Genomic DNA, 24,442 nt, shown 5'->3' on the forward strand with positions numbered 1-24,442 from the left:
GGATGCGGCCATGGCGGCCTGCCTCCTGGCGGTGGACCCTGTCGGCCTTGGCGGCGCCGTCCTGCGCTGCCGGCCCGGCCTGGAGCGCGACCGCTGGCTGTCCCAACTCCGCGCGCTGCTCCCGGGCGACATGCCGCAGCGACGCCTGCCGCCGAATATCGGCGACGACGCGCTGCTGGGCGGGCTCGACCTCACCGCCACCCTTGCGCGCGGCCGCCCGGTGCAGGCCATGGGCCTGCTGGAGGCGACGCGCGCCGGCCTGCTCGTCATGCCGATGGCCGAGCGCCTTTCCCGCGCCATTGTCGCCCGGCTGACGGCGGGGCAGGAGGCGCATGGCTACGCCATGGTGGCGCTGGACGAAGGCCAGGAGGACGAGGCTCCGCCGCCTGCCCTGGCCGACCGCCTGGCCTTCCAGCCCGATCTCAGCGAGGCGCCTGCGGCGTGCCCCTTCACCGGCGGCCAGGTCGCGGCCGCGCGGGACCGTCTGCCGCGCGTGGTGAGCGATGACGCGCTGATCGAGGCCATCCTGGCCACCGCCATGGCCTGCGGCATCACCTCGCTCCGCGCGCCAGCGCTGGCGTTGCGGGCCGCCCGCGCCTCGGCCGCGCTGCATGGCCGCACCGCGCCGGATGCGGAGGACGCTGCGCGCGCCGTGCGCCTGGTGCTCGGCCCGCGCGCCCTCATGCTGCCCGCGCCCCCCGAGGAGGCGCCGCCGCCCGAGCAACCGCCCGAGCCGCCGCCTGAGAGCGAGTCCAAGGCTGAGCCGCGCAACTCCGACGCGATGGAGGACGTGGTCCTCGACGCGAAGCATGCCGTGCTGCCGGCGCAGCTCCTGGCCACGCTCGCCGCCGCCGGGCTGCGCGCGCGCGTAGCGACGGCGGGCAAGCAGGGGTCGGAGCGCATTTCGCTCAAGCGCGGCCGACCCATCGGCACCCGTCCGGGCGAGCCGCGCAACGGCGCGCGCATCGCGCTGCTGGAGACGCTGCGCGCCGCCGTGCCCTGGCAAAAGCTGCGCCCGCGCCCCGCCCATGCCGCCATTGCCGTGCGGCGTGAGGATTTCCGTATCAGGCGCTTCCGCGAGCACAGCGAAAGCACCGCGATCTTCGTGGTGGATGCCTCTGGCTCCGCCGCCCTGCACCGGCTCGCCGAGGCCAAGGGCGCGGTCGAGCTGCTGCTGGCCGAATGCTATTCGCGGCGGGACCGCGTGGCCGTCATCGCCTTTCGCGGCAAGGCGGCCGAGCTGCTCCTGCCCCCCACGCAATCGCTGGTCCGCGCGAAGCGGGCGCTGGCTGGACTTCCTGGCGGCGGGGCCAGCCCGCTCGCCTCGGGCATGGATGCGGCACTCGCCCTGGCGCGGCTCGAACGTCGTGCCGGGCGCACGCCGCTCATCGTCGTGCTGACGGATGGCCGCGCCAATATGGCGCGTGATGGCCGCACCGGTCGCCCTATCGCGGAGGAGGATGCGTTGGCCGTGGCCAAGCTGCTGCAGGCCGAGGCGCACAGCATCCTGGTGGTGGACACCGCGCCGCGGCCGCAGCCCTTCTCGGTCACGCTGGCCGCGGCCTGTGGCGGGCGTTGCCTGCCCCTGCCGCAGGCCGGCGCGCAGGCATTGGCGGGCACAGTACGCCTCGGGATGCAGGCGGCATGAGCCTCGCTCTCACCCTCGCGCCCGAGGCGGCGAGCGCCGAGCCGCGGGAGGACTGGCCGCATCACGCCGCGAGCCGCTTCCTGCATGCGGGCGGCCTGCGCTGGCATGTGCAGATCATGGGCGAGGGACCGCCCGTGTTGCTGCTGCACGGCACCGGCGCTTCCACCCACTCCTGGCGCGGGATCATGCCCCTGCTCGCGCGGCATTATACGGTCATCGCGCCCGACCTGCCGGGCCAGGGCTTCTCGGGCGAGGCGCCGGCCGAGGCGCTTTCCATGGAGGGCATGGCCCGGGCCGTGGGCGCGCTGATGCAGGCGCTGCAGGCCGAGCCACGCCTCATCATCGGCCATTCCGCGGGGGCTGCCATCGCTGCGCGCATGTGCCTCGATGGGCTGGTGGCGCCCGCGCGCCTGGTCGCGATCAATGGCGCGCTGTTGCCGCTCGGTGGCTGGGCTGGGCAGGTCTTCTCGCCGCTCGCGCGTCTCATGGTGCGGCTGCCGGGCATGCCGCGCCTCTTCGCCTGGCGCGCGGCGGATCCGGTGGTGGTGCGCCGCCTGCTCGATGCCACAGGCTCGCATCTGGATGAGGAGGGGATCGCGCTCTACGCCCGCCTCTTCCGCCGGCCCGAGCATGTCGCCGGCACGCTCGGCATGATGGCCGCCTGGGACCTGCATGCGCTGCGGCGGGACCTGCCGCGACTCAAGACGCCGCTCCTGCTCGTCATCGGCCAGCAGGACAAGACCATCCGGCCGACCGAGGCGCGGCGCCTTGCGCGCATCCTGCCGCAAGCGGAGATCCGCGCGCTGTCGGGCCTTGGCCATCTCGCTCATGAAGAGGCGCCCGAAGGCGTCCTGCACGCCATCCTGGAGGAACACCCATGAGCGACCGTTTCCAACAGGATCTCGCCGCCTGTCGAGACCTGCTGCGCGTCGGCTCCAAGAGCTTCCACGCGGCCTCGCTGCTGCTGCCGCGGCGCGTGCGCGACCCGGCCACGGCGCTCTACGCCTTCTGCCGCCTGGGCGATGACGCGGTGGATGATGCCGCCGACCCCTCCGAGGGGCTCGCGATCATGCGCGCGCGGCTCGATGCCGCCTATCGCGGCGCGCCCCAGGACCACCCAGCCGACCGCGCCTTTGCCCATGTGGTGGAGGCGCACGAGATGCCGCGCGAACTGCCCGAGGCGCTGCTCGACGGCTTCGCCTGGGACGCCGCCGGCCGCCGCTACGAGACGCTGGACGACGTGCACGCCTATGCCGCGCGCGTGGCCGGAACGGTGGGTGCCATGATGACGCTGCTGATGGGCGTGCGCCGGCACGCCGCCCTGGCCCGCGCGACCGATCTTGGCACCGCCATGCAGCTCACCAACATCGCGCGCGACGTGGGCGAGGATGCGCGCAATGGCCGCCTCTATCTGCCGCGCCAGTGGCTGCGCGAGGCCGATGTGGACCCGGATGCCTTCCTGGCGAATCCGGTGTTCTCCGCCGGTGTCGCCAGCGTCACCGCGCGGCTGCTGGCCGAGGCGGGGCGGCTCTACACGCGTGCCGAATCCGGCATCGCGATGCTGCCGCGCGACTGCCGCCCGGCGATCCGCGCTGCGCATCGCATCTATGCCGAGATCGGCGCCGAGGTGGTGCGCGCGGGGCATGACAGCGTCTCGCGCCGGGCCGTCGTTTCCTCACGCCGCAAGATGGCGCTCCTCGCGCGTTCCTGGCTGCCGGCGATGCCGCGGCGTGCCGTCGCGCCCGAGCCGCCGCTCGCCGCCAATGCCTATCTCGTGCAGGCCGTGCCGGCCGAGGAACTTGCCATCGCGGAGCAGAGCCTGGGCGAGCGGATCGGCTGGGCGATCGAGCTCTTCGCACAGCTCGAGGAACGGCAAAAAATCGCGCAGCGCACCGCGCAATCCTGATCGCTTTGCGCCACATCAAGGAGGCACGCCGCACCCGCACCTAGCTTCCCGGTGGAAGCCACGAAAGGTGCAGCATGCGGATCGTCCTCGTTCATCCGAACTACCATTCGGGCGGTGCGGAAATCGCAGGCAACTGGCCACCCGCATGGGTTGCCTATCTCGCGGGATACCTGAAGGCCGCGGGCTACACCGACATCACCTTCATCGACGCGATGACCAACAACCTGGAAGACGACCAGGTGCGGGACATGCTCGCGAAGGCGCAGCCCGATGTGATTGGCGCGACCGCGATCACGCCCGCGATCTACAAGGCGGAAGCCCTGCTGAAGCTCGCGAAGGAGGTGTGCCCAGATGCCGTCACGGTGCTGGGCGGCATCCATGGCACCTTCATGTACCAGCAGGTGCTGGCCGAGGCCCCCTGGATCGACGCCATCGTGCGCGGGGAGGGCGAGCAGGTCTTCCTCGACCTCGTCCGCTGCGTGGATGGCGGCAACTGGATGGAGGAGCGGCGCAAGGTGAAGGGCCTTGCCTTCCTCGAGGGGCAGCAGGTCATCGCCACGCCCGCGGCCCCCACCATCAAGGATCTGGACCGCATCCAGCCCGACTGGGGCGTGCTGGAATGGAGCAAGTACATCTACATCCCGAAGGGGCGGCGCGTCGCGATCCCGAACCTGGCGCGGGGCTGCCCCTTCACCTGCTCCTTCTGTAGCCAGTGGAAGTTCTGGCGCGACTATCGTGTGCGCGACCCGAAGAAGGTGGTGGACGAGATCGAGACGCTGGTGCGCGAGCATGACGTGGGCTTCTTCATCCTGGCGGATGAGGAGCCCACCATCCACCGCAAGAAGTTCATCGAGTTCTGCCAGCTCATGATCGAGCGCAACCTGCCGGTGGAGTGGGGCATCAACACCCGCGTCACCGACATCCTGCGCGACGAGGAACTGCTGCCGATGTACCGCAAGGCGGGCCTCGTTCATATCTCGCTCGGCACGGAGGCGGCGGCGCAGCTGAAGCTCGACCGCTTCAACAAGGAGACGACGGTCGCGCAGAACAAGAAGGCGATCGACCTGTTGCGCAAGAACGGCATCGTCTCCGAGGCGCAGTTCATCGTGGGGCTGGAGAACGAGACGGTCGAGACGCTGGAGGAGACCTACCAGATGGCGCGGGACTGGAATCCCGACATGGCGAACTGGGCCATGTACACGCCCTGGCCCTTCAGCGACCTGTTCCGCGAGCTGGGCGACAAGGTCGAGGTCTTCGACTTCGACAAGTACAATTTCGTGACGCCGATCATGAAGCCCGACGCGATGGATCGCGCCACGCTGCTCGACCGCGTGATGCACAATTACCGCCGCTTCTACATGAACAAGGCGCTGTTCCAGTATCCCTGGACGCGTGACAAGCGGCGCCGGAGCTACCTGCTGGGCTGCCTCAAGGCCTTCCTGAAATCGGGCTTCCAGCGGACCTTCTACGACCTGGGCAAGGTCGGCTATTGGGGGCCGCAATCGAAGAAGAAGGTGGACTTCCACTTCGACAACACGCGCAAGCTCGATGCCGAGGCGCGCGATTGGAAGAACGCCCCGCCCCGCAAGCGCGAGGTGGTGAAGGCCTGCGGCGGCGGCGACCAGCAGATGACCGAGGCCGAGATGGAGGCCCAAGGGGGGGCGGTGAAGCCGGCGCCGCGTGTCTGAAGCCCGGATCGGCCCCAACGCCATCATCCGGGTGGCGGAGGCGCTGACCGGGATGCAGGGTAGGGGTGTCGCGGCCGATGTCTTCGCGGCGGCAGGCCTGTCCGAGGCGCTGCGGGATCCGCCACAGGGCATGGTGCCCGAGGCGCAGGTGGTGCGGCTGCACACCGCGCTGCGCGGCCTGCTGGGCGTGAGCACCGCGCGCGCGATCGGCGCCGAGGCGGGGCGGCGCACGGCGCATTACCTGCTGGGCCACCGGGTGCCGCGCCCGCTCGTGATGATGCTGCCCTGGCTGCCAGCCTGGCTCTCGGCGCGCATACTGCTCGGTGCGATCTCCAGGCATTCCTGGACCTTCGCGGGGAGTGCGGCCTTCTCGGCCCGCGCCGCGCGGCCGGTCGAGGTGGGGCTGGCCGGCTGTGCCATCTGCCGTGGCGCGCATGAGCCGGGCCCGCTCTGCGACTATTATGGCGAGACGCTGGCAGGCCTGTTCCGCGCCCTCGTCTCGCGCGATTGCATGGCCGCCCAGACGAGCTGCGCCGCCGCGGGTGCGGCGGCCTGCCGCTTCGAGCTGGCCTGGTAAAACTCACTTCAGCCCTCACAAGCACCAAAGGCCAGGGCCGCCGCACCTGGCCTTTCCGTATGGGCACCTGGCCAAGAAAAAGCGCGGGAAGCTCTCGCCGCCCGCGCTGTTGGGGAGAAGGTGGCCCGGCGCTAGTTGCGCGCGGGCTGCTCCAGGCCGGCCCGCCGCGGCAGCGGGTTCAGCTCAGGGTAGTCCTGCAGCATCCGCGCGCCGCGCAGGGGCTCGTTGATGCCCTGGTGGCAGGTGGTGCAGTTCACCTTCAGCGTGTCACCGAGCGGGCCCAGGCGGTGCGGCGGGAACTCAGGCCGCAGCGGCTCGATGTAGTCGTTGTTGATGGCCCGCACCATGCGGATGCCGTGCCAGGCCGTCACGCGCTGCGGCGTGCTGTCCTGCCAGCCGGAGAAGTTGCGGCTGTTGTGGCAGAAGGTGCAGTTCACGCCGAGCGAGGAGGACATGTGCATCATCAGCGAGTAGGTCCACTCGGTGCCGAGGATGCTGGCATTGTTGTCCGCCTGGCGCGAAGTGGAGGACTGCACGCCGATCGGATTGTCACGCAGCAGGTAGGGCGTGAAGGGATCGGTCGGCAGGCTGCTCAGGGCATTGGCCGCCACCGGGCGGTTCTGCTCCGGCGCGGTCGAGAGCAGGCGATGGAGGCGGGCATTGGGCGGGGAGGTGGCCCACACCGCCGCCGGAACCGCCTGGCCACGGTGGCAGGTGTAGCAGGTGACGCCCACCTGCTGGACGTGGCTGTTGTAGGTGGTGTTGATCGTCTGCACCATCTGCAGCATGCGCCGCGCCACCGTCTTCTGGTACATGCCCTCGGCCGCGAAGTTGCCCTCGACATGGCAGCCATTGCAGCCCTGGTTCGGACCTTCGCCGGGATACACCCACTCGGTCATCGCCTGCATGATGCGGCCGAACTGCTCGACACTGAGATGACCGAGCACGCGGACGTTCTCGTAGATCTCCGAGGCGCGCGGGCTGGTCGGATCATCCTCCGCCGGCTCGAGCGCCGGCGGGGCCTGGTTGCGGGCGGTGAGCGCCGCCACGGTGCGGGGGTTGTCCACTCGCCCCATGGAGGTGCCGCGGAAGCCACCCTGCTCGGTCGCGACCGGCGGCCGTTCGAAGGTGACGACGAAGAAGGCCAGGGCCGCCACCGCCGCGACCACGCCGCCGAAGATGAGATTGAATTTCATGTCTCGCTCTCCTCTCAGCGGCCGGGCACGGGGATGACACCCCACACCGCCGGATAGGCCGGTGCGAAGCGCTTCTCGACCGCCCACAAGTACCAGTTGTCCACCACGGTGCCCGTCAGCAGGATGCCGATGCCGCCGGTAATGGGCGTCAGGATGGCGAACCACCAGGCCCAGCGGTGGATGCTCTCGTAGGTCGCGTTGAAGCCCATGGTCCAGCGCCAGAAGATGCCGGCACGCTCGGCCGCGGTGCCGCGATCCACCGCCTGCTCCACCTCACGCTCGCCGCCGAAGCGGCCCACGGCCAGGATCGTGGCGCCATGCATCGCGAAGAGCAGCGTGGAGCCGTAGAGGAAGACGATCGAGAGCGCGTGGAACGGGTTGTAGAAGAGGTTCCCGTAGCGGATGGAGAAGGCCGCGGTCCAATCCAGGTGCGGGAAGATGCCGAAGGGCACCGCCTCGCTCCAGGAGCCCATCAGGATCGGGCGGATGAAGCCCAGCACCAGGTAGAGCCAGACCGCGCCCATGAAGGCGTAGAAGGTGTGCTGGCCGAGGCCCAGAGCCGCCGCACGGCGCCAGATCCGCGCCGCCCAGAGGAACATGGAGGCGGTCAGGAAGAAGCCCGCCGCCAGCCACCAGCCACCCTCGGCGAGGGGCGGGATCCGCAGCCCATGCTTGGGCAGCGGCGCCTCGAGCGCCAGCCAGGGCAGCAGCTTGATGAACTGGACGACGTTCCAGTTCACCGAGGCCAGCATGTTGAGCCCGATGATCTCAAAGGCGATGAAGCCGCAGAGGATCGAGAGCACGCCGAGGTTGCCCAGGTAGAAGGGCCCGATCTGCGCATCCGCGAAGTAGCCCAGCAGCCGGCTGGTCATCGGGTGTCCGATCCGGGCGTCGTTGCCCGGAGGGAGCTTCACGCCGGGATAGTGCGGCCCGGATGGCTGCAGCCGCGTGAAGAGGTATTGGTATTCCATTGTGGCGTCCCTTCCTCTCAATTCCAGATCGGCAGCTGAAGCCACCAGTTCCACCATTCCGGCCAGCCGCGGGTCCAGAACGGACCGCTGATGACGATGCACACCGCGCTCCAGAAGCCGGCCGAGAGTGCGACGAACAGGCCGAGGCGGTGAATGCCCAGCGTGCCGATCGAGTAGCCGATGAAGTCGCGGTAGAAGGTGTTCTCATGCTCGGGAGTCTTCACCGGCTCCCCCTTGGCGGGGTTGATCGCGGCCAGCACGAGCGAGGCATGGAGCGAGAGCGCGAGGGTCGTGGTGAAGAAGAAGGTCACCGCGATCATGTGCGCCGGATTGTAGTGGAAGTGCAGGTACTGGTACCCGACGTTCGACACCCAATCGAGGTGGCTGAAAATGCCGTAGGGGAAGGCATGTCCCCAGGCGCCCATCAGCACGGGGCGGATCACGACGAGCGTGATGTAGGCGAAGACCGCCATGCCGTAGGCCCAGGGGATGTGCATCCCCATGCCGAGCTTGCGGGCGATTTCGGCCTGGCGGAGAGCCCAGGAGACGAAGGCGCCGATCGCGCAGATGGTGATGGCCTGCCACAGGCCGCCCTCGTACATCGGCGCGAGGCCGAGGCCGTATTTCAGGTCGGGCGGGGCGATGTTGATCAGCCAGGGATTCCAGGTGCCGCCATGCGCGGCGCCCACCAGAATCAGGCCGACACCGACCAGGGTGAAAAAGATCGTCGTGACGCCGAAGAAGCCGACATAGAAGGGTCCGACCCAGAAGTCGAAGAGATCCCCTCCCACCAGCGTTCCGCCGCGGACGCGATATTTTTGTTCGAAACTCAGCATCGCCATGGATTGATGCTCCTGTCAGGGCAGCGCCGAAGCCCGCCCGGGTGTGTCGTCATCCTCGGCAGCGGGCGACGCCCGCTGCGCATGCCTCGCCCACTGCCGTGGAGCGACACTCTTCGCCCGGGCTGGGAGGGGATCGGATCACGCCCCGAAGGACGTGATCCGCATGCCCTCGTCAGTACGAGCAGCGAGACCCGCGAGCGCTTCCCGGAGGAAGCCCTCGTGGATCAGCGGCCGACCGGCTGCCCGGGGGTGAAGGTCGGCGTGGTCGCGCACCAGCCCAGGTGGTCGCAGTAACGCGGCGAGCTGAGCACGGCGAAGTGAATCACCGCGGCGATGCCGACGACACCAAGGGTGCCGAGGACGCCGACGCGGAGGGGATTCACCACCATCCAAATCTTATGCATTGCGAATTCTCCTCACGATTGAGAATGCCGGGCTCCCGATCAGGACCGGGCGGCCCGGCGGCTGATCACAGGAACATCCGCCAATCGGGCGGAACCACCTGGGTCCCGTAGACGAGCGGACGCCAGAGCCAGACGAGGATGTGCGCGCCCATCGAGGCGAACACGGAGAAGATCCAGCCTTGCATCACCAGGCGGTGAATTTCACGCGCCTCGGCTTCCGTCACACCGGACCTCGTAGTCACATCGGCCATGAATTTGACCTCCAACCGGCCTTGCGGCCATTACCGTGCAAGTCCCGCGCGGCAAGGATGTGCGTGGCGAAAACGCCACCCACGGCTGACGGCCCGGTGTTGCCAGGCAGACAGAGGGTGAGGGGGAGAGGCGCGCTCATGCGGGCACCGTCTCCACCGATCTTGATTCAGGAATGCGCAGCGTCTCAGCCACGCGCGCGCGCGTGATCCGCGCCTCGCCCCGGTCGCGCGCCGCCTGCTCGACCTCTTCGCGCATGCGCTTGGCGGCAGAGATGCGGATCAGGAAGGGCTCGCGCTCCACCAGCGCATCCAGCAGCGCCTGGGCATCCTCCTCCCACACATCGGAGGGACGCGCCGGCGTCGCCGGGATCTTGTCCATCTCGGTGCCGAGCGGGAGGATGTGGAACAGCGCGTCGAACAGCGCGTTGCAGTATTCCTGGATGATGTAGGTGGCGCCCGCATACCCCATGTAGGGCGTGCCGGTGGCGCGGCGGATGATGGCGCCCGGGAAGCTGGCCGGGATGTAGGCCGCGCGGGTGCCGGCTTCCGCCATGTACATGCGCTCGTTGAAGCTGCCGAAGACGACGAGGCCCGGCTTCTTCATCGCCTCGCGAGTCGCGGCATTGTCGGGCTTCTGGCCTGCACGGCGCTCGGCCGCATAGGCGCAGGGGATGCCCATCTCCTCGGTGAGGAACTGCTGCAGGCCATGCGTGTAGGTGTGCGTGGCCACCACGGAGTAGGGGGCGGAGGCGAAGAAATCCTGCGTGACCGAACGCCAGAGATCCCACATGGGCTTCAGCGTGGTGTGCTTTTCGCGCTCGATGAAGGGCTCGGGGTCGAGGCCGGTCAGCTCGCCCAGCTTCCGCAGGAAGTTCGTCGTCGCGAACATGCCGATCGGCGCCTGGAGGTACGGTCGCTCCAGCTCCTCGCAGAGCTTGCGGCCGAACTCGCGGTACATGCAGATGTTCACATCCGCATTCGGCAGCTTCGCGATATCCTCGACGTGGCTGCCCAGCGGGAAGACCAGGTTGATCTCGCAGCCGATGCCCTCGACCAGGCGGCGGATCTCGGCGAGGTCCGACGGCATGTTGAAGGTGCCGTAGATCGGGCCGATGATATTGACGCGCGGCGTCTCGCCTTCCTTGCGGACGCGCGGCTTCATCTTGCGGCCCTTGGCGCCGAACTCCGTCCAGAGCCAGTTGATGGCGCGGTCCGCGGCCTGCCACTGATCCTCGTCGATCGTGCGGCAGATGAAGCGCTGCAGGTTGCTGCCCTGGGGGGTCACGCCACCACCGATCATCTCGGCGATGGAGCCGGTGACGACCACGGCCGGCAGTTCCGGGTCCTGCGTCGCGGCGGCGCGGCGCATATTGGGCTCGGTGCCGTTCTGGCTGAGGCTTTCCTCATCGAGGCCGGTGACCACGATGGGCAGCTCATGCGGCGGCAAGCCGTCCGTGTAGTGGAGCACGGCGGTGACGGGCAGGTTCTCGCAGCCCACCGGACCGTCAATGACGACGCGCATGCCGCGCACCGCCGAGAAGGCATAGATGGCACCCCAGTAGCCGCCGGCGCGATCGTGATCGAGGACGAGCATGGCGTTACGTCCCCACCGCTTCTTCGGCCTTGGCCTTGGCCGCGCGCAGCTTGCGCTGGCGGTCGCGAAAGCCCGGCGGGTCCACCGGCTTCTCGCGGAAGCCGTAGCCCGCGCCATCGGGCGTGCCGACGCCCTCGAAGAAGCTGACCATGCGGCTGAACCGCTCCCGCCCCTTGGTCTGGGCCGCGACGATGCCAGCCATGGAGCCCGCACCCGCGATGGAGAACAGCGGCCGCGCGCTGACCATGTTGGTGAAGTAGAGGGCCGGAATGCCCATCTCCTTCGCCTTCTGCACGAGCGGCGTGGTGCCGAGCGCAAGGTCGGGCTTGGCTTCCTTCATGGCGGCCAGATCCTGCTCGAGCGAGGCGCGGTACTGCACGTGGCAGCCCTGGGCCTTCAGCCACTCGGCGTCGGCGGCACTCCATTCGGTGCGGGGGCAGGCGGTGCCGACATAGGGCACCTCGGCGCCGGCCTCGATCAGCAGGCGGGCCACCAGCAGTTCCGAGCCCTCATAGCCGGAGACGGTGATGCGCGCGTTGATGGGATTGGCGGCGAGCACGGCGCGGATGGCGGGAAGCACGGCCTGGCGGGCGGCCTCGCGTTGGGTTTCCGGCACGCCGGCGGCGATGCCGATCGCCTCGATCCAGGCGGCGGTGCCTTCCACGCCGACAGGACCAGAGCCCACCACGTTGCGGCCGGCCGCGCGGAATTCCCGCACGCTGGCGGTGTAGAAGGGATGCAGCGCGGCGACGGCCACGGAGTCCAGCGCGGAGTAGAGATCACGCCACTCACGGCAGGGCGCCTGCGCGCCGGCGGCGAGGCCCATCGGCGCGAGGATCTGGCCGATGCCCACGGGGTCGGCCGGGAAGAGCTCACCAACCAGGCAGATGTTGCGCGCTTCGTCGCTGTGGTTGCGCGGGCGCGCAACGGGGCCTTGCTCGGCCTCGTTGCGGGCGTAGCGCAGCATGGCGCCGGTCAGCACGTCCTTCGCCTCGGCATGCGTCGGCACGCCAAAGCCCGGCACGTCGATGCCGATGATGCGGACGCCGTTGATCTCCTTGGGCAGCAACTCGAGCGGCACGCCGGAGGCGGTGGGGACGCAGAGGTTGGTGACGACGACGGCGTCATAATCCTCGGGCTTCGCCGTCTCATGCACGGCGTCGCGGATGTCCTCGAAGAGCTTGCCGGTGACCAGCGTCTCGGAGTTGAAGGGCACGTAGCCCACCGTCCGCTTCGCCCCGTAGAAATGCGAGGTGAAGGTCAGCCCATAGACGCAGCAGGCGCTGCCCGAGAGGATCGTCGCCACCCGGCGCATCCGAAGGCCCACGCGCAGGCTGCCGAAGGCCGGGCACATGCTCTGCGGCTGGTCATGCGGACCCCGCGGGTAGTCCTTCATCAGCTGGTCCATCACCTCCGTCTTGCCGGCGGCGCGGGCCGCGGCGTCGAAGGTCTCGCGGCCGCCGTGGCAAGGCTGGCCGCTGGGGTCCGGAGGGCTGGCTGGGGGGAGGGCATCCATGCGTCAGACGCCCTCGTAGACCACTTCGAGGGAGGGCTTGTTCAGCACGTCGGTGCCGCACATGTCCTCCATCGTGGCCGGCTGCAGCGTTACGCCGCGGCCCACTGCATCTCCCTTGAACAGGTTCAGCAGGTTCTCGTGGCTCAGCGGCGTGGGGCGCAGCGGGGGGGCTTCCGCCACCTGCACGCCCAGTGCCTCGAAGAGCGGCGCCCATTGGCCACCGGGCGAGCCCACGATCTCGTAATTGGCGCTCTTGCGACGGATGTCGTCATCGGCCGGAATGGCGGCCAGAACCGGGATGCCGACGGCGGCGGCGAAGGCCTGCGCCTCGCCCGTGCCGTCATCCTTGTTGATGACCAGGCCGGCCACGCCGACATTGCCGCCGAGCTTGCGGAAGTAATCCACCGCCGAGCAGACGTTGTTCGCCACATAGAGCGACTGCAGGTCGTTGGAACCCACGACGATGACCTTCTGGCACATGTCGCGTGCGATCGGCAGGCCGAAGCCGCCGCAGACCACGTCGCCCAGGAAGTCGAGCAGGACGTAGTCGAAATCCCATTGGTGGAAGCCCAGCTTCTCCAGCAGCTCGAAGCCGTGGATGATGCCGCGCCCACCGCAGCCGCGACCGACTTCCGGCCCGCCCAGCTCCATGGCGAAGACGCCATCGCGCTTGAAGCAGACATCGCCGATCTCGACCTGCTCGCCGGCCGCCTTCTTGCGGGACGAGGTCTCGATGATGGTGGGGCAGGAGCGGCCGCCGAAGAGCAGCGACGTCGTGTCGCTCTTCGGATCGCAGCCGATCAGCAGGACGCGCTTGCCCTGTGCCGCCATCATGTAGCTGAGGTTGGCCAGCGTGAAGGACTTGCCGATGCCCCCCTTGCCGTAGATCGCGATGATCTGCGTTTCCTTCTTCGCCGGAATCACCTCCATCGAGGCGTCGTCGGAAGGCTGCATGTTCCCGGGGACAGCATTCATGCGTGTTTTCTCCAATCGAGGACCATCTTGAGACAGCGCGCATCGCCGAAGGCGGTGCGGTAGGCGTCGGGCGCGTCACCAGCGTGCTGGCGATGCGTGATCAGGTGGTCGAGCGAGAGCTTGCCCTCGGTGATGAGCTGGTTCAGCGCTGCCATGTCCTGCGCCTGCCATTCGGCGGCGATGCGCAGCCGCATCTCCCGCATGAAGGCGGGGGCGAAGGCGAAGGAGAGGCGGTCGTAGAAGCCCGCCAACGTAATCTCGCCACCCGGGGCGAGGCGCGCCACGAGCTGGTCGAGGATGTTCTGGTCGCCGCTCGCATCGCAGATGCGGCGATAGTCGCGCCGCGCATCCGCATCGGGCGCCTGGACCGTGTAGCCCTCGGCACCTTCCGCGCGGTCGGGGCTGAGTTCCCAGACATTCGGCGCCGGATGGCCCATGGCGATGGTGATGCGTGCCAGCAGCCGCCCCAGCACGCCATGGCCGATGATCAGCTCCGGCGGATGGTCCACGATCGCGTGGTAGGCAGTGGCGGCGAGGGCGAGGAGGATGGCGGTGTCGCCCAGCGACTCGTCCACCGGGATGACGCGGGCTCCCGGCGTGACCAGGCGCCCGGCCGCGCCGCCGAAGAGGCCGCGGACGTCACGGAAGCCGCGCGAGCCGGGGATGAACACGCGCCGGCCGACGGATTGGCCCGAGGCCGGGCCGGCCTGGACGATGCGACCGACGCTCTCATAGCCGGGCACCAGCGGGTAACCCATTCCGGGGAAATTCGGCATGCGGCCGAGCCAGAGGAGCTTTTCCGTGCCCGTGCTGATGCCGGACCATTCGACATGGACCACCACATCCTCGTCACCCGGGGGGATGAGGTCGACGCGCTGGAGCTGCAGTTGCTCCGGCTGGGTCATGAGGACCGCGATGGTGTCCACGGATGGTTGGCTCCCTTTCAGGGACGGAGCGTCAATCTAGAGCGACGGTAAGAAGTGTCAAGCAAAATGGACATTCGATCTCTGCCACATGTCACGCCGACGCAACAAGGACACGTGTGAGCAGGGGGGTCGCGGTCGGCAGCAGCCGGGGTTGTCGGAAGCCTGCTGCCTCCAGCATCGCGCTCAGCCTCGCCGGTGTGCGCGGACGGCCGGTGCCCATCGCCCTGAGGTAGAAACCGAAATAGGCGGCCCCCATGGCCTCGGCGCCCGGCGTCTCGGCCATGGGCTCGGCCACCAGCAGCGTGCCGCCCTGGGGCAGGGCGGCATGGGCCGCGCGCAGCATGCGGGCCACATCCTCCTCGTCATGGTCGTGCAGCACGCGGACGAAGCTGATGATGTCGGCGCCCTCGGGCAGGATTCCCGCGTGGAAGTCGCCGCCCACGGCGCGCGCCCGATTCGCCATGCCGGCCGCGGCGAAGCGCGCCTCGGCCCGGGCGGCAACGGCGGGCAGGTCGAAGAGGATGACGTTCAGCGCGGGATGCGCGGAGGCGACGGCGCGCAGGAAGGAGCCATCGCCCCCGCCCACGTCCAGCAGGCACCGGTGCTTGGAAAAGTCATAGGCATCCAGCACTTCGGAGGAGATCATCGGCTGCGAGGCCGCCATCAGCGCCGTGTAGGGCGCGACATCCGCATCGCCGAGCGCCTCGGGCCGCTCGACGCCGGCATAGGGCCAATAGGCGGCGAGCTTGCCGCCGCCGCGCTCGCCCCGCAGCAGCGCCACGGGGTCGGTCAGGTCGGCGTAGAGCATCGCATGGTGGGTCACCATGGATTCGATGGCGGCGTTGCCCACCATCACCGCGCCCAGCTGCCCGAGCGCCCAGCGGCCGTTCCGGCGCTTGGTCAGGCCGAGCGACTCGGCGGCTTCCAGGAGCTGCGCGGCGGCGTCGGCGGGCAGGCCCAGGCGGTGCGCCAGCGTGCGCTCCTCCTGCGGGCCTTCGGCCAGGATGGTGAAGAGATCCAGCCGCACGCAGGCATAGAGCACCTGCGAATAGACGAAGCCCGCCGCCAGATCGAAAAGCGCGCGCGCCCGGCGCCGCGCCATGCCGCGGGTGAGGGGGAAGCGGCCGGCCCAGCGACGGAAATCGGCGCTCGCCACCAGCCGGTCATGCCAGGCGGCCAGACGGTCGCGCCAATTCAGGGGGGAGGTCAGGGCCAGGCTTTTCAAGGAGATCGCACTCAGTAGGCGTGGGCGGGCAGGGTCTTGGGCACCAGGCGGCGCGCCTCTTGCCGCATCAGCGCGCCCAGCTCGGCGCGGCCGGGGCAGGGCGGGATCGCCTCCACCGCCAGATCCGCCAGCTCCTCCAGGCGCTTGACCGCGCCCTTCAGGCCCAGCTCGCGCACCGCGCTCGGCCGGTCATGCGCCGCATCCTGGCCGACCGGCTTGCCAAGCTGCTCGGCATCGGAGATCGCATCGCCGATGTCGTCGGCCACCTGGTAGGCCTCGCCCAGGCGCAGGCCCACGGCGTTCCAGGCCTCGACCGGCCCGCCGGCGGCGGCGGCACCCGCCATGGTAGCGCCGGCGAAGAGGGCGGCGGTCTTGGCGCGATGATAGGCCGCGACATCCACGCGCTTCTCGCATTCCCAGGCCTGGCCCGCGACGATGCCAAGCGGCGTGCCGACGGAATCGCCCACGATCCGCATCACCGCACCCAGCCGCTCGGGGTGGGCGCAATGCGCCGCGGCCCGCGCGATGGTCTGGAAGGCGAGGACGATCAGCGCATCGCCCGCCAGCAGGGCGAGCGGCTCGCTGAAGGCGCGATGGACGGTGAGGCGCCCGCGCCGCGTCGCCGCGTCGTCGAAGCAGGGCATGTCGTCATGCACGAGCGAGGCGCAGTGGAGCATCTCGATGGCGGCGGCCGTCGCATCCACCAGGACGGGGTCATCCATGCCGCAGGCGGCGGCGGCGGCGAGGCAGAGGCGCGGGCGCACCCGGGCGCCGCCCGGGAACACGGCGTGATGCATGGCGAGCGAGAGCAGGGGCGGCGTGGCCCCGGGCACCAAGGCCTCGGTCAATTGCCGTTCGATGCGACGGTTCGCGTCCATGGAGGTGCTCCCTTCGGAAAGGGGAAGATGGCACTCTCCTGATTGACTGTCACGTTCAATTGACAGCAATCTCGTGTCTGCACGAAAAAACTGTCAACCGATCCTGACCATCCCGGTCGGGCAACGAGCGACCCGCAGGGTCCAGGAGATGCGCCCTTGCCCTTGGACGATCCCGATGCCTCCCTGGGGGCCGCCTTCGGCTCCGGCCTCGGCCCCGGCTTCCACCACACCCCGCCGCGCGACGGCTATGCCTGGTGGTACCTGGACGCGTTGAGCGAGGATCACCGGCACGGGCTGACCATCATCGTCTTCCTGGGCTCGGTCTTCTCGCCCTACTACGCGATCGCCCGCCGGCAGGGCCCGGCCGACCCCATGAACCATTGCTGCATCAACGTGGCGCTCTATGGCAGCCCCGCGCGCTTCGCCATGACCGACCGGCCCGCCAGCGCGCTCAAGCGCGATGATGTCAGCATCACCATCGGGCCGTCGGCCATGCGCTGGGACGGCAAGGTGCTCACGCTCGACCTGGACGAGGTGGCGGTGCCGCTGCCGCGCCGCATCCGCGGCAAGGTCCGCCTGACGCCGGGGCCCATGAATCGCCGCGTCTTCACGCTGGACGCGGCCGGCCACCACCATTGGCGCCCGATGAGCGCCGCCGCGAAGGTCGAGGTGGAGCTGGAGCATCCGGGCCTCTCCTGGAAGGGGCATGGCTATTTCGACAGCAACTGGGGCTCGGCGCCGCTGGAGCGCGACTTTCAGGAATGGGACTGGTGCCGCGTGCCGCTGAAGGAGGGTGCCGCCATCCTCTATGATGCGCGCCGCCGCGACGGCACCCGCCAGCAGCTGGCACTCCGCTTCCACGAGGATGGCCGCATCGAGGAGATGCCCGTGCCGCCCGACGTCATCATGCGCCGCTCGATGTGGGGCATCCGCCGCGCGACGCAGAGCGAGGCGGATGCGCGCATCGTGAAGACGCTGCTGGACACGCCCTTCTATGCCCGCTCCGTCCTGGAAACGACGCTTTGCGGCGAGCGCGCCATGGGCGTGCATGAGAGCCTGGATTGCGACCGCTTCGCGGCCCTGCCCATCCAGCTCATCCTGCCGTTTCGGGTTCCGCGCCGATGGATCTAGGATAGGGCCGCGCGCTTCAGCCCGGAGGAACCACCATGCTCGAACAATCCCCCATGCCCGTCCTGGACATTCCGTCGCTGCGCGACAAGGTCTCGCCCGCCGAGTGGCAGGCCCGTGTGAACCTCGCCGCCTGCTATCGCCTCATCGCGCTCTACGGCATGAGTGACATGATCGCGAACCACATCTCCTGCCGCGTGCCGGGCGAGGAGGGCGCCTTCCTCATCAACGCCTATGGCCTTCTTTATGAGGAGATCACCGCCTCCTCCCTCATCAAGATCGACGTAAAGGGCAATATCCTGCTCAAGCCGGACTTCGGCGATCTCAACTACGGCGTGAACCGCGCGGGCTTCGTCATCCATGGCGCCATCCATGAGGCGAGCCACGAGATCGACTGCGTGATCCACACGCACACCTGGCCGGGCATGGCCGTCTCCTCGCTGGAATGCGGCCTGCTGCCGATGAACCAGACGGCGATGCGCTTCCTCAAGATCGGCTATCACGACTATGCCGGCGTCGTCCTCGACACCGCGATGCAGGCCAAGCTGGTCGAGGATCTCGGCAGCAACAACGCGCTGATCCTGCGCAACCACGGGCTGCTGACCGTGGGCCGGACCATCGCCGAGGCCTTCAACGCGATGCATCGCCTCGAGCTGTCCTGCCGGGCGCAACTCGCGGCACTCGCCTGCAACGCCAAGATCATCCAGGTCCCACAGCATGTGCTGGAGGAGACCTACATGAACTACCAGCCGCAGACGCGCCGGCCCTATGGCGTGATGGAATGGCCGGCCCTGCTGCGCCGGCTGGACCGGCTGGACCCCAGCTTCCGGAACTGAAGGCGGCCTCAGGGAAAGGGCAGGCGGATCCGCTCGCGGAACCAGAAGCTGCCCTCGGGCCACCGGGCTCGCGTGGTCGGGCGGCCGGCGGTCGCCCAGGGGAACGCCCCGGCGATCCGCAGGCTCTCGCCGGGGGCCACGTCCTGCCGCAGGGTGCTACGCGCCATCCCGCTGGCTGCGCGCACGGCCGGCGACGCAGGTGTTCCAGCCGCGATCATGCCCGTCTCGCGCGGCAGATGCGTCAGCTCGTCGCGCGTGAATGGCTTCCCCAGCGTGCCGTGGCGGGCCATCCCGGCGTCCAGCCCACCCTCCGGCGCGCTGTCGCCCGGGTTTCAGCAGATCTCGCCCACCACGGCCCTCTGCACTCTCGGTGCCAGGAGGCCGAAGACGTGGCACGCGGCCTTCCGCTCATCGATCACGTGCGGCAGGCCTTCCATCATGCCGCGCAGGAATTCCGCGCGGGCCGGCATGTTGGAGTCCCGCTTGGCCCGGGCGCGCTCGATGCGCCGCTTCGCGGTGTCAGCATGTCCGGGCCCGGCTCCAGCAGCATGACGCGGCGGCCGATCATCAGGAACGCCTCGGCCAGCCATCCTCGCCCCGGGCCGGCATCCACGCTGGTGCCGCCCGCCAGGTCGAGCTTCTGGATGATGTTCAGCGCGTTGCAGAGGGCGCGGAAGCAATGGACCTGGCCGCGCGCCGCAGCGCCTATTCCCGCAGCACGACGACGTCCCCGGGCGAAAGACCCTCGCGGATCTCGATGCCCTCGGGTGTGCTGATGCCGAGTGTCACGGGGCGCGAAACCACGCGCCCGCCCTCGCGCACGCGCACGATGCGGCTGCCGCCCTCGTCGCGCACCGCATTGGGCGGCAGCACCACCGCATCCTCGCGCTCATGCGTGATGATGGCGAGGCTGGCCGACATGCCGACGGCGAGCCGGGCGCGCTGCTCGGGCGTCAGGTCGGTGATGGCGATGCTGACCGCGAAATTGGGCATGCCGCGCCCCATGCCACCCTGTTCGGAGCTGGCCTGCGCGGCGACGGAGGCGACGCGGCCGCTCAGCACCTCGCCGGCGAAGGCATCGCCCGTCACGGTCACGTTCTGGCCCGGCCGCACCTGGTTCACGTCGATCTCGTCCACCTGGCCGCGCACCAGGAAGCCGGCGAGGTCGCCGATGCCGAACATGGTCTGCCCGCGGGAGACACGGGAGCCGGCCTCGATGGTCTCGGCCCGGCCCTGGCCGCCCTGGCGCTCGGGCGGCAGCAGCACCACGCCCGAGACGGGGGCGCGGACCTCGGCGTTCCGCAGGTCGGTCTCCAGCTCGCGCACGCGCGTCTCGGCATTGGCGAGCTCAAGCTCGGCGGTGCGCAGATGCAGCTCGCTGCCGCGCTCCATCGTCGCGGCCAGATCCTGCTGCGCCGCCTGCAACTGCAGTTCCTGGTTGCGCTGCTGCTGGACGAGGTTGCGATGCTCCTCTGCCGGGATGATGCCGCGGCTCAGCAGCATCTGGCTTTGTTGCAGCCGGGCGCGGAGGTTGCTGGTCTCGAGCTCGGCCGCCGCCAATTGCCGCCGGGCGCGCGCCACCTCGAAGCCATTGGCCCAGCCGCGCAGTTCCTCGACGCGCTGGCGGGCGCGGATCTCGGCGGCGCGGGCCTCGCGCAGGCGCGTCTCCACATCGCCGCGGTCCATCCGCAGCAGCACGTCGCCCTGCGTCACTGCGCCGCCATAGCGGAACAGCCGCTCGCGCACCGTGCCGTCATAGGGGGCGACGACGCTGACATTGGCGCCCGGCTCCAGCACGCCGACGACGGCGATGCGCGCGCTGACGGGCTGCGCCGTCGCCGTCATGGTCACGGTGCCGCTGGCCGCCCCGGCCGCGAATTCATCGGGGCCGGCGGGCGAGAACCAGGTCCAGGCGGCGACGCCGAAGACGCCGAGGAAGGCCGCAACCACCGCCGCGATCCGCAGGGCCGCGATGCGCCGCGCGATGCGGGCCGAGCGCGTGGCGGAATCCTCGAGCTTGAGGAAGGCGTCCTGCAACTGCGTGTATTGCGAGGCGAGTTCCGCCTGCAGGCGCTCGGTCTCGGTCACATCGGTGAAGACGGCGGTGATGGCCGGCCGCCCCGCATGGGGCCCGGTCTGCACGCGCCAGCTCGTCGCCTCGACCGAGAGGCGGCGCTCGCCCGGGAAGTCGAGCACGCGGCGGCCCTGCGGCGCCTCCTCCTCCTGGAGGGGGGCAAGGACGGCGTCGATGAAGTCATCTGTGCCGTCGCGCTCGCTCAGCAGCAGGGCGAGGCTCTGGCCGATCGCCTCCTCGGCATCAATGCCCAGGATGCGGGCGGCGGCGGGGTTCACCGTCATCACCCGCGCATCTGGGCCGATGGCGAGAACGCCATCCGTCATCACATCCAGCGCGCGGCGATAATCGAGCGAGAGGCTCTCGTCGCGCCCGCGCCGTGCCGCCTCGCGCTCCGCGGCGTCCAGTTCGGCGCCGGCACGGGCGGCGAGGCGGGAGAGGCCCTCTCGCTCGGCCTCGGTCAGGCGGCGGGGCTTGCGGTCCAGCGCCAGCAACGCGCCGCGGCGGCCGGGCAGGGGGGCAATGGCGGCGAAGCGCAGCGCGGTCTCGCCCGCCACCAGCGGGTGGGCGACGAAGCGCGGATCGGCGGTGAGGTCGGAAATCTCGGCCAGAGCGTCGTCGGCTGCCGCGCTGAAGGGCTCGCCCGCGAGGTTCGCGCCGGTCACGGCGAGCAGGCCGCCTTCGCGCAGGGCCACCGCGCCGATCGGGGCCGCGCAGATCAGGGCGGCGAGCCGCGCGATATCGTCGAGGCCCGGCGCGAAGGAACCGGCTGACGCGTCAGTCATTCAGCGAAATCCGCCATGTCTCCAGCGTGGTGCCCAGCACCTGGTCGAGCTGTGTCAGCGCATTGGCATAGGCGATCACGGCCGACAGCTCGGCGCTTTCGGCCGATTGCAGCGAGCCCTGGAAGGAGACGACCTGGAAGTTGGAGGAGCGGCCGGCCTGGAGCTTCACCAGCTCGGCCTCCAGCTGCTGTCCGGCCAGCTCGCGCGCGCGCCGCGCCAGCTCGGCCTGGCGGCGCAGCGTGTCGATGTTGCGGACCACGTCCTCCACCGCCTGGCGCAACCGGTCGCGCGCCTGCTCGATCGCGAGCTCGGACTGGCGCAGCGCGATGGTGGCGTTCACTTCCGGCTGCTCGCGCGCGATCTGGCCGAGCGGGATGTTGAACTGCAGGCCGATGTTGAAGTCGTTGCGGACCTCGGCCAGCGCGCCCAGCGTGCGCGCGAGATCGGCGCGCTGCGCCGCCCAGCCCGTGCCGGCGACGAGGGAGACGTCCCACAGGCGCTGGTTGCGCGCGACATCGAGGTTGATGCGGTTGACCTCGACCGCGAGCAGCGTGCGGAGGTAGTCGGGCTGGTTGGCGGCGGCGACGGCGAGCGCGCGCTGCGGGTTCACCCGGGCGGATTCCGCCGCCGGCCGCTCCACCGCCCAGATCCTCTGGTTCTGGTTCACCGCGAGCAGGGTGAGCAGCGCAAGCCGCGCCGCCTCATGCTGGTTGCGCGCGCCGACGAGCTGCAGCTCCTGCTGCGCGATGCTGGTCTCGGCCTGGATGAGCTCCACCTGGGCGAGGCGGCCCGCGGCGAAGAGCGCCTGGTTGACGCTGGCGAGCTCGCGCGCGCGGCGCAGCGCCTCGGTCGCGATGCGAAGCTGCTCCTGCGCCTGGAGCAGGGTCCGGTAGCCGGTGATGGTCTGGGTGATCTGGTCCGCGACCAGCGACTTGAGCTGGAGCTTGCTGTTCTCCTCCTGGATGCGCGCGATGCGCACCGGCGCCATGGCGAAATCCACCCCGCCGCCGGCCAGCAGCGGCTGGATCACCTGGAAGGTCGCGCGCCCCTGGCCGCTCGGGCTCTGGCCGCGCGTGTTGCTCTGCACGCCGAGCCAGCCGAACTGGAATTGCGCGCCGGTGGGGGCCGCGATGTTCACGACGGGGCCGAGCGTCGCCTGGGTCAGGTTGGTGCCGTTGGAGCGCGAGCGGGTGACGCCGCCGGTCACGCCGAAGCGCGGGTCGAAGGTCGCCTCCGCCACGCGGAGCGAGAAGCGGTCGGCCACGCGTTGCAGATACTGGCTGCGGATCGCCCGGTTGCTGCGCAGCGCGAGGAAGACCGCCTCCGGCAGGGTGAGCGGGATGCTGCCCTCGGGCATGTTCGCCGTGGGCATGGAGGTGTTGGCGCGCGGGGCGGGCCGTTCCCGCGCCTGCTGCGCAGAGGCCGGCGCCGCCGCGAGGGAGGTGGCGCAAAGGGCGAGCGTCACGCCGAGTATGGCCTTGCCTCCCCGCATTAGCACCGTCTCCTTAATTGCGCTTCGTGCAAACTATCCCATCCTCCGGGGTTGGCCCGCAAGCCTCGGCCCGGATGGTTTTGCCGATCGGGGTGATCGTCCCCCTCGACCGCGCGCGCGGGCTGGTGTTCCCTTCCGGCATGATCCGCGCCGCCGCCCTGCTGCTCCTGCTGGTTCCCGCCTGCGCGCCGCCCGCGACCCTGCGCGAGCCGGTCATCGGCGCAAGCTTCGAGCCGGTCCGTGCGCCCCTGCCGCCCTTGCCGGCGGTGATGGAATTGACGGGCGATCCGCCCATCGCCCTGCCGGACCCGGCCAGCTTCACTCCGATCGCAGCGCCTCGATCGGGTCCAGGCGCGCGGCCATGACGGCCGGGTAGAAGCCGAAGAAGACGCCGACGGCGAGCGAGACGCCCGCGCCGAGCGGTGCTGCGATGGGCGAGAAATGCACGGGCCAGCCGGACATCCAGGCGAAGCCCACGCCGCCGGCATAGCCCAGCGCGACACCCAGCGCCGCGCCGAGCAGCGAAAGGATCAGCGCCTCGCTCAGGAAGAGGCGCCGCACATCCCGCCGCCTGGCCCCGATGGCCAGCCGGATGCCGATCTCGCGCTTCCGCTCGGCCACCGACATCAGCATGATGTTCATGACGCCGACACCGCCCAGCACCAGCGCGATGCTGCCGACCGCGCCGAGCAGCAGCGCCACGAGGCGCACCTGGCTGTTCATGCCGGCGATGAGCTGCCGGGCCGAGAGCACGTTCAGCGTGGAATCCCGCATCCCCGGGCCCAGGTGCTGCTGCAATTGCTGGGCCGCCAGCTCCGGATCGGCATCGCCGCGCAGGCGGGCGACGGCCATGGAGAGCGAGGGCGCCGCCATCACGCGCCGCGCATTGGGCACCGAGAGGAAGAGGGTGCTGTTCACATCCATCGGCAGCATGGGGTTCATCAGCACCGGCTCGATGACGCCGATCACGGTGAAGACATAGCGACTGACCCGGATCTGCGAACCAACGCGAATGGGCGAGAAGGGGGTGGAAAGCTGCTGCGCCAGGTCCGAGCCGAGCACGGCGTGCAGCTCGAACCGGTCATGCGGGGAGAGGAAGCGGCCCTGCGCCATGGGCAGGCGGCCCACATCGGCGAAGCTGCCGGTGGCGCCGATGAAGCCGGCATTGCGCGTCTGTCCTTCATAGGTGACGGGCCCGCCACCGATCATGAAGGGCGCGATCTCGCTCACCGTCGGCACCATGAGGGGCACGCTCTCGATATCGCCCAGGCGGAAATTGCCGAGGCCCTGCGGGCTGTCGGCGCGCAGCACCAGCGTGTCGGTGCCCATCTGGCGGAACTGCCGGATCGTCTCCTGCCGGGCCATGGTGCCCGCATGCAGCATGGAAATCACCGCGCCCGCGCCGACGACGATGCCGATCAGGGCGAGCAGGCTGCGCTGCCAGGAGGCCAACAGGTTGCCGGCCGCTTCCATGAGCGTCTGGCGGATCATGTCTGCGCCACCGGTACACGCCTCCGGCTATCCGCCGTC

Annotated in this window: 24 protein-coding genes; 8 read left to right on the forward strand and 16 right to left on the reverse strand. The window is 69.8% G+C overall.

What is annotated here, in order from left to right; all coding sequences use genetic code 11:
• Positions 1 to 10 precede the first annotated feature (10 nt).
• From R9Z33_RS12215 to bchJ, 5 genes are all read left to right on the forward strand, one after another.
• Entirely contained in the window at positions 11 to 1,648 is a 1,638-nt protein-coding gene (locus tag R9Z33_RS12215) for a magnesium chelatase subunit D (protein WP_318651569.1), read from the forward strand.
• Positions 1,645 to 2,529, forward strand: coding sequence for an alpha/beta fold hydrolase BchO (gene bchO, locus R9Z33_RS12220; protein WP_318651570.1), 885 nt, complete (start codon positions 1,645 to 1,647; stop codon positions 2,527 to 2,529). Before R9Z33_RS12215 ends, bchO begins: the two co-directional genes overlap by 4 nt.
• Positions 2,526 to 3,554, forward strand: a complete 1,029-nt coding sequence (locus tag R9Z33_RS12225) for a phytoene/squalene synthase family protein (RefSeq protein ID WP_318651571.1) — start codon at positions 2,526 to 2,528, stop codon at positions 3,552 to 3,554. Before bchO ends, R9Z33_RS12225 begins: the two co-directional genes overlap by 4 nt.
• A 74-nt stretch (positions 3,555 to 3,628) precedes the next feature.
• On the forward strand, positions 3,629 to 5,242 hold the full coding sequence (gene bchE / locus R9Z33_RS12230; protein ID WP_318651572.1) for a magnesium-protoporphyrin IX monomethyl ester anaerobic oxidative cyclase: 1,614 nt from the start codon (positions 3,629 to 3,631) through the stop codon (positions 5,240 to 5,242).
• Entirely contained in the window at positions 5,235 to 5,819 is a 585-nt protein-coding gene (gene bchJ, locus R9Z33_RS12235; RefSeq protein ID WP_318651573.1) for a bacteriochlorophyll 4-vinyl reductase, read from the forward strand. Before bchE ends, bchJ begins: the two co-directional genes overlap by 8 nt.
• A gap of 131 nt (positions 5,820 to 5,950) precedes the next feature.
• Here the strand turns inward: bchJ and pufC are convergent, their stop codons facing one another.
• From pufC to R9Z33_RS12290, 11 genes are all read right to left on the reverse strand, one after another.
• Entirely contained in the window at positions 5,951 to 7,015 is a 1,065-nt protein-coding gene (gene pufC / locus R9Z33_RS12240; RefSeq protein WP_318651574.1) for a photosynthetic reaction center cytochrome PufC, read from the reverse strand.
• Positions 7,016 to 7,029: 14 nt separating this feature from the next.
• Positions 7,030 to 7,986, reverse strand: a complete 957-nt coding sequence (gene pufM / locus R9Z33_RS12245) for a photosynthetic reaction center subunit M (protein ID WP_318651575.1) — start codon at positions 7,984 to 7,986, stop codon at positions 7,030 to 7,032.
• Between the two features lie 17 nt (positions 7,987 to 8,003).
• Positions 8,004 to 8,828 carry a photosynthetic reaction center subunit L gene (pufL, locus tag R9Z33_RS12250; RefSeq protein ID WP_318651576.1) on the reverse strand — a complete coding sequence of 275 codons (825 nt, stop codon included), beginning with the start codon at positions 8,826 to 8,828 and terminating at the stop codon, positions 8,004 to 8,006.
• A gap of 224 nt (positions 8,829 to 9,052) precedes the next feature.
• Positions 9,053 to 9,232 (reverse strand): light-harvesting antenna LH1, alpha subunit, encoded by a 180-nt coding sequence (gene pufA, locus R9Z33_RS12255; RefSeq protein ID WP_296739960.1) that lies wholly within the window; start codon positions 9,230 to 9,232, stop codon positions 9,053 to 9,055.
• Between the two features lie 65 nt (positions 9,233 to 9,297).
• A complete protein-coding gene (locus tag R9Z33_RS12260; RefSeq protein ID WP_213612039.1) occupies positions 9,298 to 9,483 on the reverse strand; it encodes a light-harvesting protein in 186 nt (61 codons plus the stop codon).
• Between the two features lie 136 nt (positions 9,484 to 9,619).
• Positions 9,620 to 11,077, reverse strand: a complete 1,458-nt coding sequence (gene bchZ / locus R9Z33_RS12265) for a chlorophyllide a reductase subunit Z (RefSeq protein WP_318651577.1) — start codon at positions 11,075 to 11,077, stop codon at positions 9,620 to 9,622.
• Positions 11,078 to 11,081: 4 nt separating this feature from the next.
• Positions 11,082 to 12,593 carry a chlorophyllide a reductase subunit Y gene (gene bchY, locus R9Z33_RS12270; RefSeq protein ID WP_318651578.1) on the reverse strand — a complete coding sequence of 504 codons (1,512 nt, stop codon included), beginning with the start codon at positions 12,591 to 12,593 and terminating at the stop codon, positions 11,082 to 11,084.
• 3 nt (positions 12,594 to 12,596) lie between these two features.
• Complete coding sequence (locus R9Z33_RS12275) at positions 12,597 to 13,547, reverse strand: chlorophyllide a reductase iron protein subunit X (RefSeq protein ID WP_318651579.1); 951 nt, start codon at positions 13,545 to 13,547, stop codon at positions 12,597 to 12,599.
• Positions 13,548 to 13,564: 17 nt separating this feature from the next.
• On the reverse strand, positions 13,565 to 14,494 hold the full coding sequence (bchC, locus tag R9Z33_RS12280; RefSeq protein WP_318651580.1) for a chlorophyll synthesis pathway protein BchC: 930 nt from the start codon (positions 14,492 to 14,494) through the stop codon (positions 13,565 to 13,567).
• Between the two features lie 91 nt (positions 14,495 to 14,585).
• Positions 14,586 to 15,719 carry a methyltransferase gene (locus tag R9Z33_RS12285; RefSeq protein ID WP_318651581.1) on the reverse strand — a complete coding sequence of 378 codons (1,134 nt, stop codon included), beginning with the start codon at positions 15,717 to 15,719 and terminating at the stop codon, positions 14,586 to 14,588.
• Positions 15,720 to 15,730: 11 nt separating this feature from the next.
• Positions 15,731 to 16,597, reverse strand: a complete 867-nt coding sequence (locus tag R9Z33_RS12290; RefSeq protein ID WP_318651582.1) for a polyprenyl synthetase family protein — start codon at positions 16,595 to 16,597, stop codon at positions 15,731 to 15,733.
• Between the two features lie 156 nt (positions 16,598 to 16,753).
• Between R9Z33_RS12290 and R9Z33_RS12295 the strand changes: the two genes are divergently transcribed.
• Both R9Z33_RS12295 and R9Z33_RS12300 read left to right on the forward strand, forming a co-directional pair.
• Entirely contained in the window at positions 16,754 to 17,728 is a 975-nt protein-coding gene (locus tag R9Z33_RS12295) for a carotenoid 1,2-hydratase (RefSeq protein WP_318651583.1), read from the forward strand.
• Between the two features lie 35 nt (positions 17,729 to 17,763).
• Positions 17,764 to 18,561 (forward strand): class II aldolase/adducin family protein, encoded by a 798-nt coding sequence (locus tag R9Z33_RS12300; RefSeq protein WP_318651584.1) that lies wholly within the window; start codon positions 17,764 to 17,766, stop codon positions 18,559 to 18,561.
• 8 nt (positions 18,562 to 18,569) lie between these two features.
• On the opposite strand, the gene R9Z33_RS12305 is transcribed toward R9Z33_RS12300, so the two are convergent.
• The 4 genes from R9Z33_RS12305 to R9Z33_RS12320 all read right to left on the reverse strand — a co-directional run bounded on the left by R9Z33_RS12305 (position 18,570) and on the right by R9Z33_RS12320 (position 22,912).
• On the reverse strand, positions 18,570 to 18,851 hold the full coding sequence (locus R9Z33_RS12305; RefSeq protein WP_318651585.1) for a hypothetical protein: 282 nt from the start codon (positions 18,849 to 18,851) through the stop codon (positions 18,570 to 18,572).
• Between the two features lie 42 nt (positions 18,852 to 18,893).
• Entirely contained in the window at positions 18,894 to 19,031 is a 138-nt protein-coding gene (locus tag R9Z33_RS12310) for a hypothetical protein (RefSeq protein ID WP_318651586.1), read from the reverse strand.
• A 235-nt stretch (positions 19,032 to 19,266) separates the two neighbouring features.
• On the reverse strand, positions 19,267 to 21,420 hold the full coding sequence (locus R9Z33_RS12315; protein ID WP_318651587.1) for an HlyD family efflux transporter periplasmic adaptor subunit: 2,154 nt from the start codon (positions 21,418 to 21,420) through the stop codon (positions 19,267 to 19,269).
• On the reverse strand, positions 21,413 to 22,912 hold the full coding sequence (locus R9Z33_RS12320; RefSeq protein ID WP_318651588.1) for a TolC family protein: 1,500 nt from the start codon (positions 22,910 to 22,912) through the stop codon (positions 21,413 to 21,415). Before R9Z33_RS12320 ends, R9Z33_RS12315 begins: the two co-directional genes overlap by 8 nt.
• Positions 22,913 to 23,004: 92 nt before the next feature.
• On the opposite strand from R9Z33_RS12320, the gene R9Z33_RS12325 reads away from it, so the two are divergent.
• Positions 23,005 to 23,277: a hypothetical protein gene (locus R9Z33_RS12325; RefSeq protein WP_318651589.1), complete on the forward strand. Its 273-nt coding sequence runs from the start codon at positions 23,005 to 23,007 to the stop codon at positions 23,275 to 23,277.
• Here the strand turns inward: R9Z33_RS12325 and R9Z33_RS12330 are convergent.
• On the reverse strand, positions 23,231 to 24,403 hold the full coding sequence (locus R9Z33_RS12330; RefSeq protein ID WP_318651590.1) for an ABC transporter permease: 1,173 nt from the start codon (positions 24,401 to 24,403) through the stop codon (positions 23,231 to 23,233). The genes R9Z33_RS12325 and R9Z33_RS12330 overlap by 47 nt on opposite strands.
• Between the last annotated feature and the right edge of the window lie 39 nt (positions 24,404 to 24,442).

This window comes from Sediminicoccus rosea (assembly GCF_033547095.1).
In the GTDB taxonomy this organism is placed as follows: Bacteria; Pseudomonadota; Alphaproteobacteria; order Acetobacterales; family Acetobacteraceae; genus Roseococcus; species Roseococcus rosea.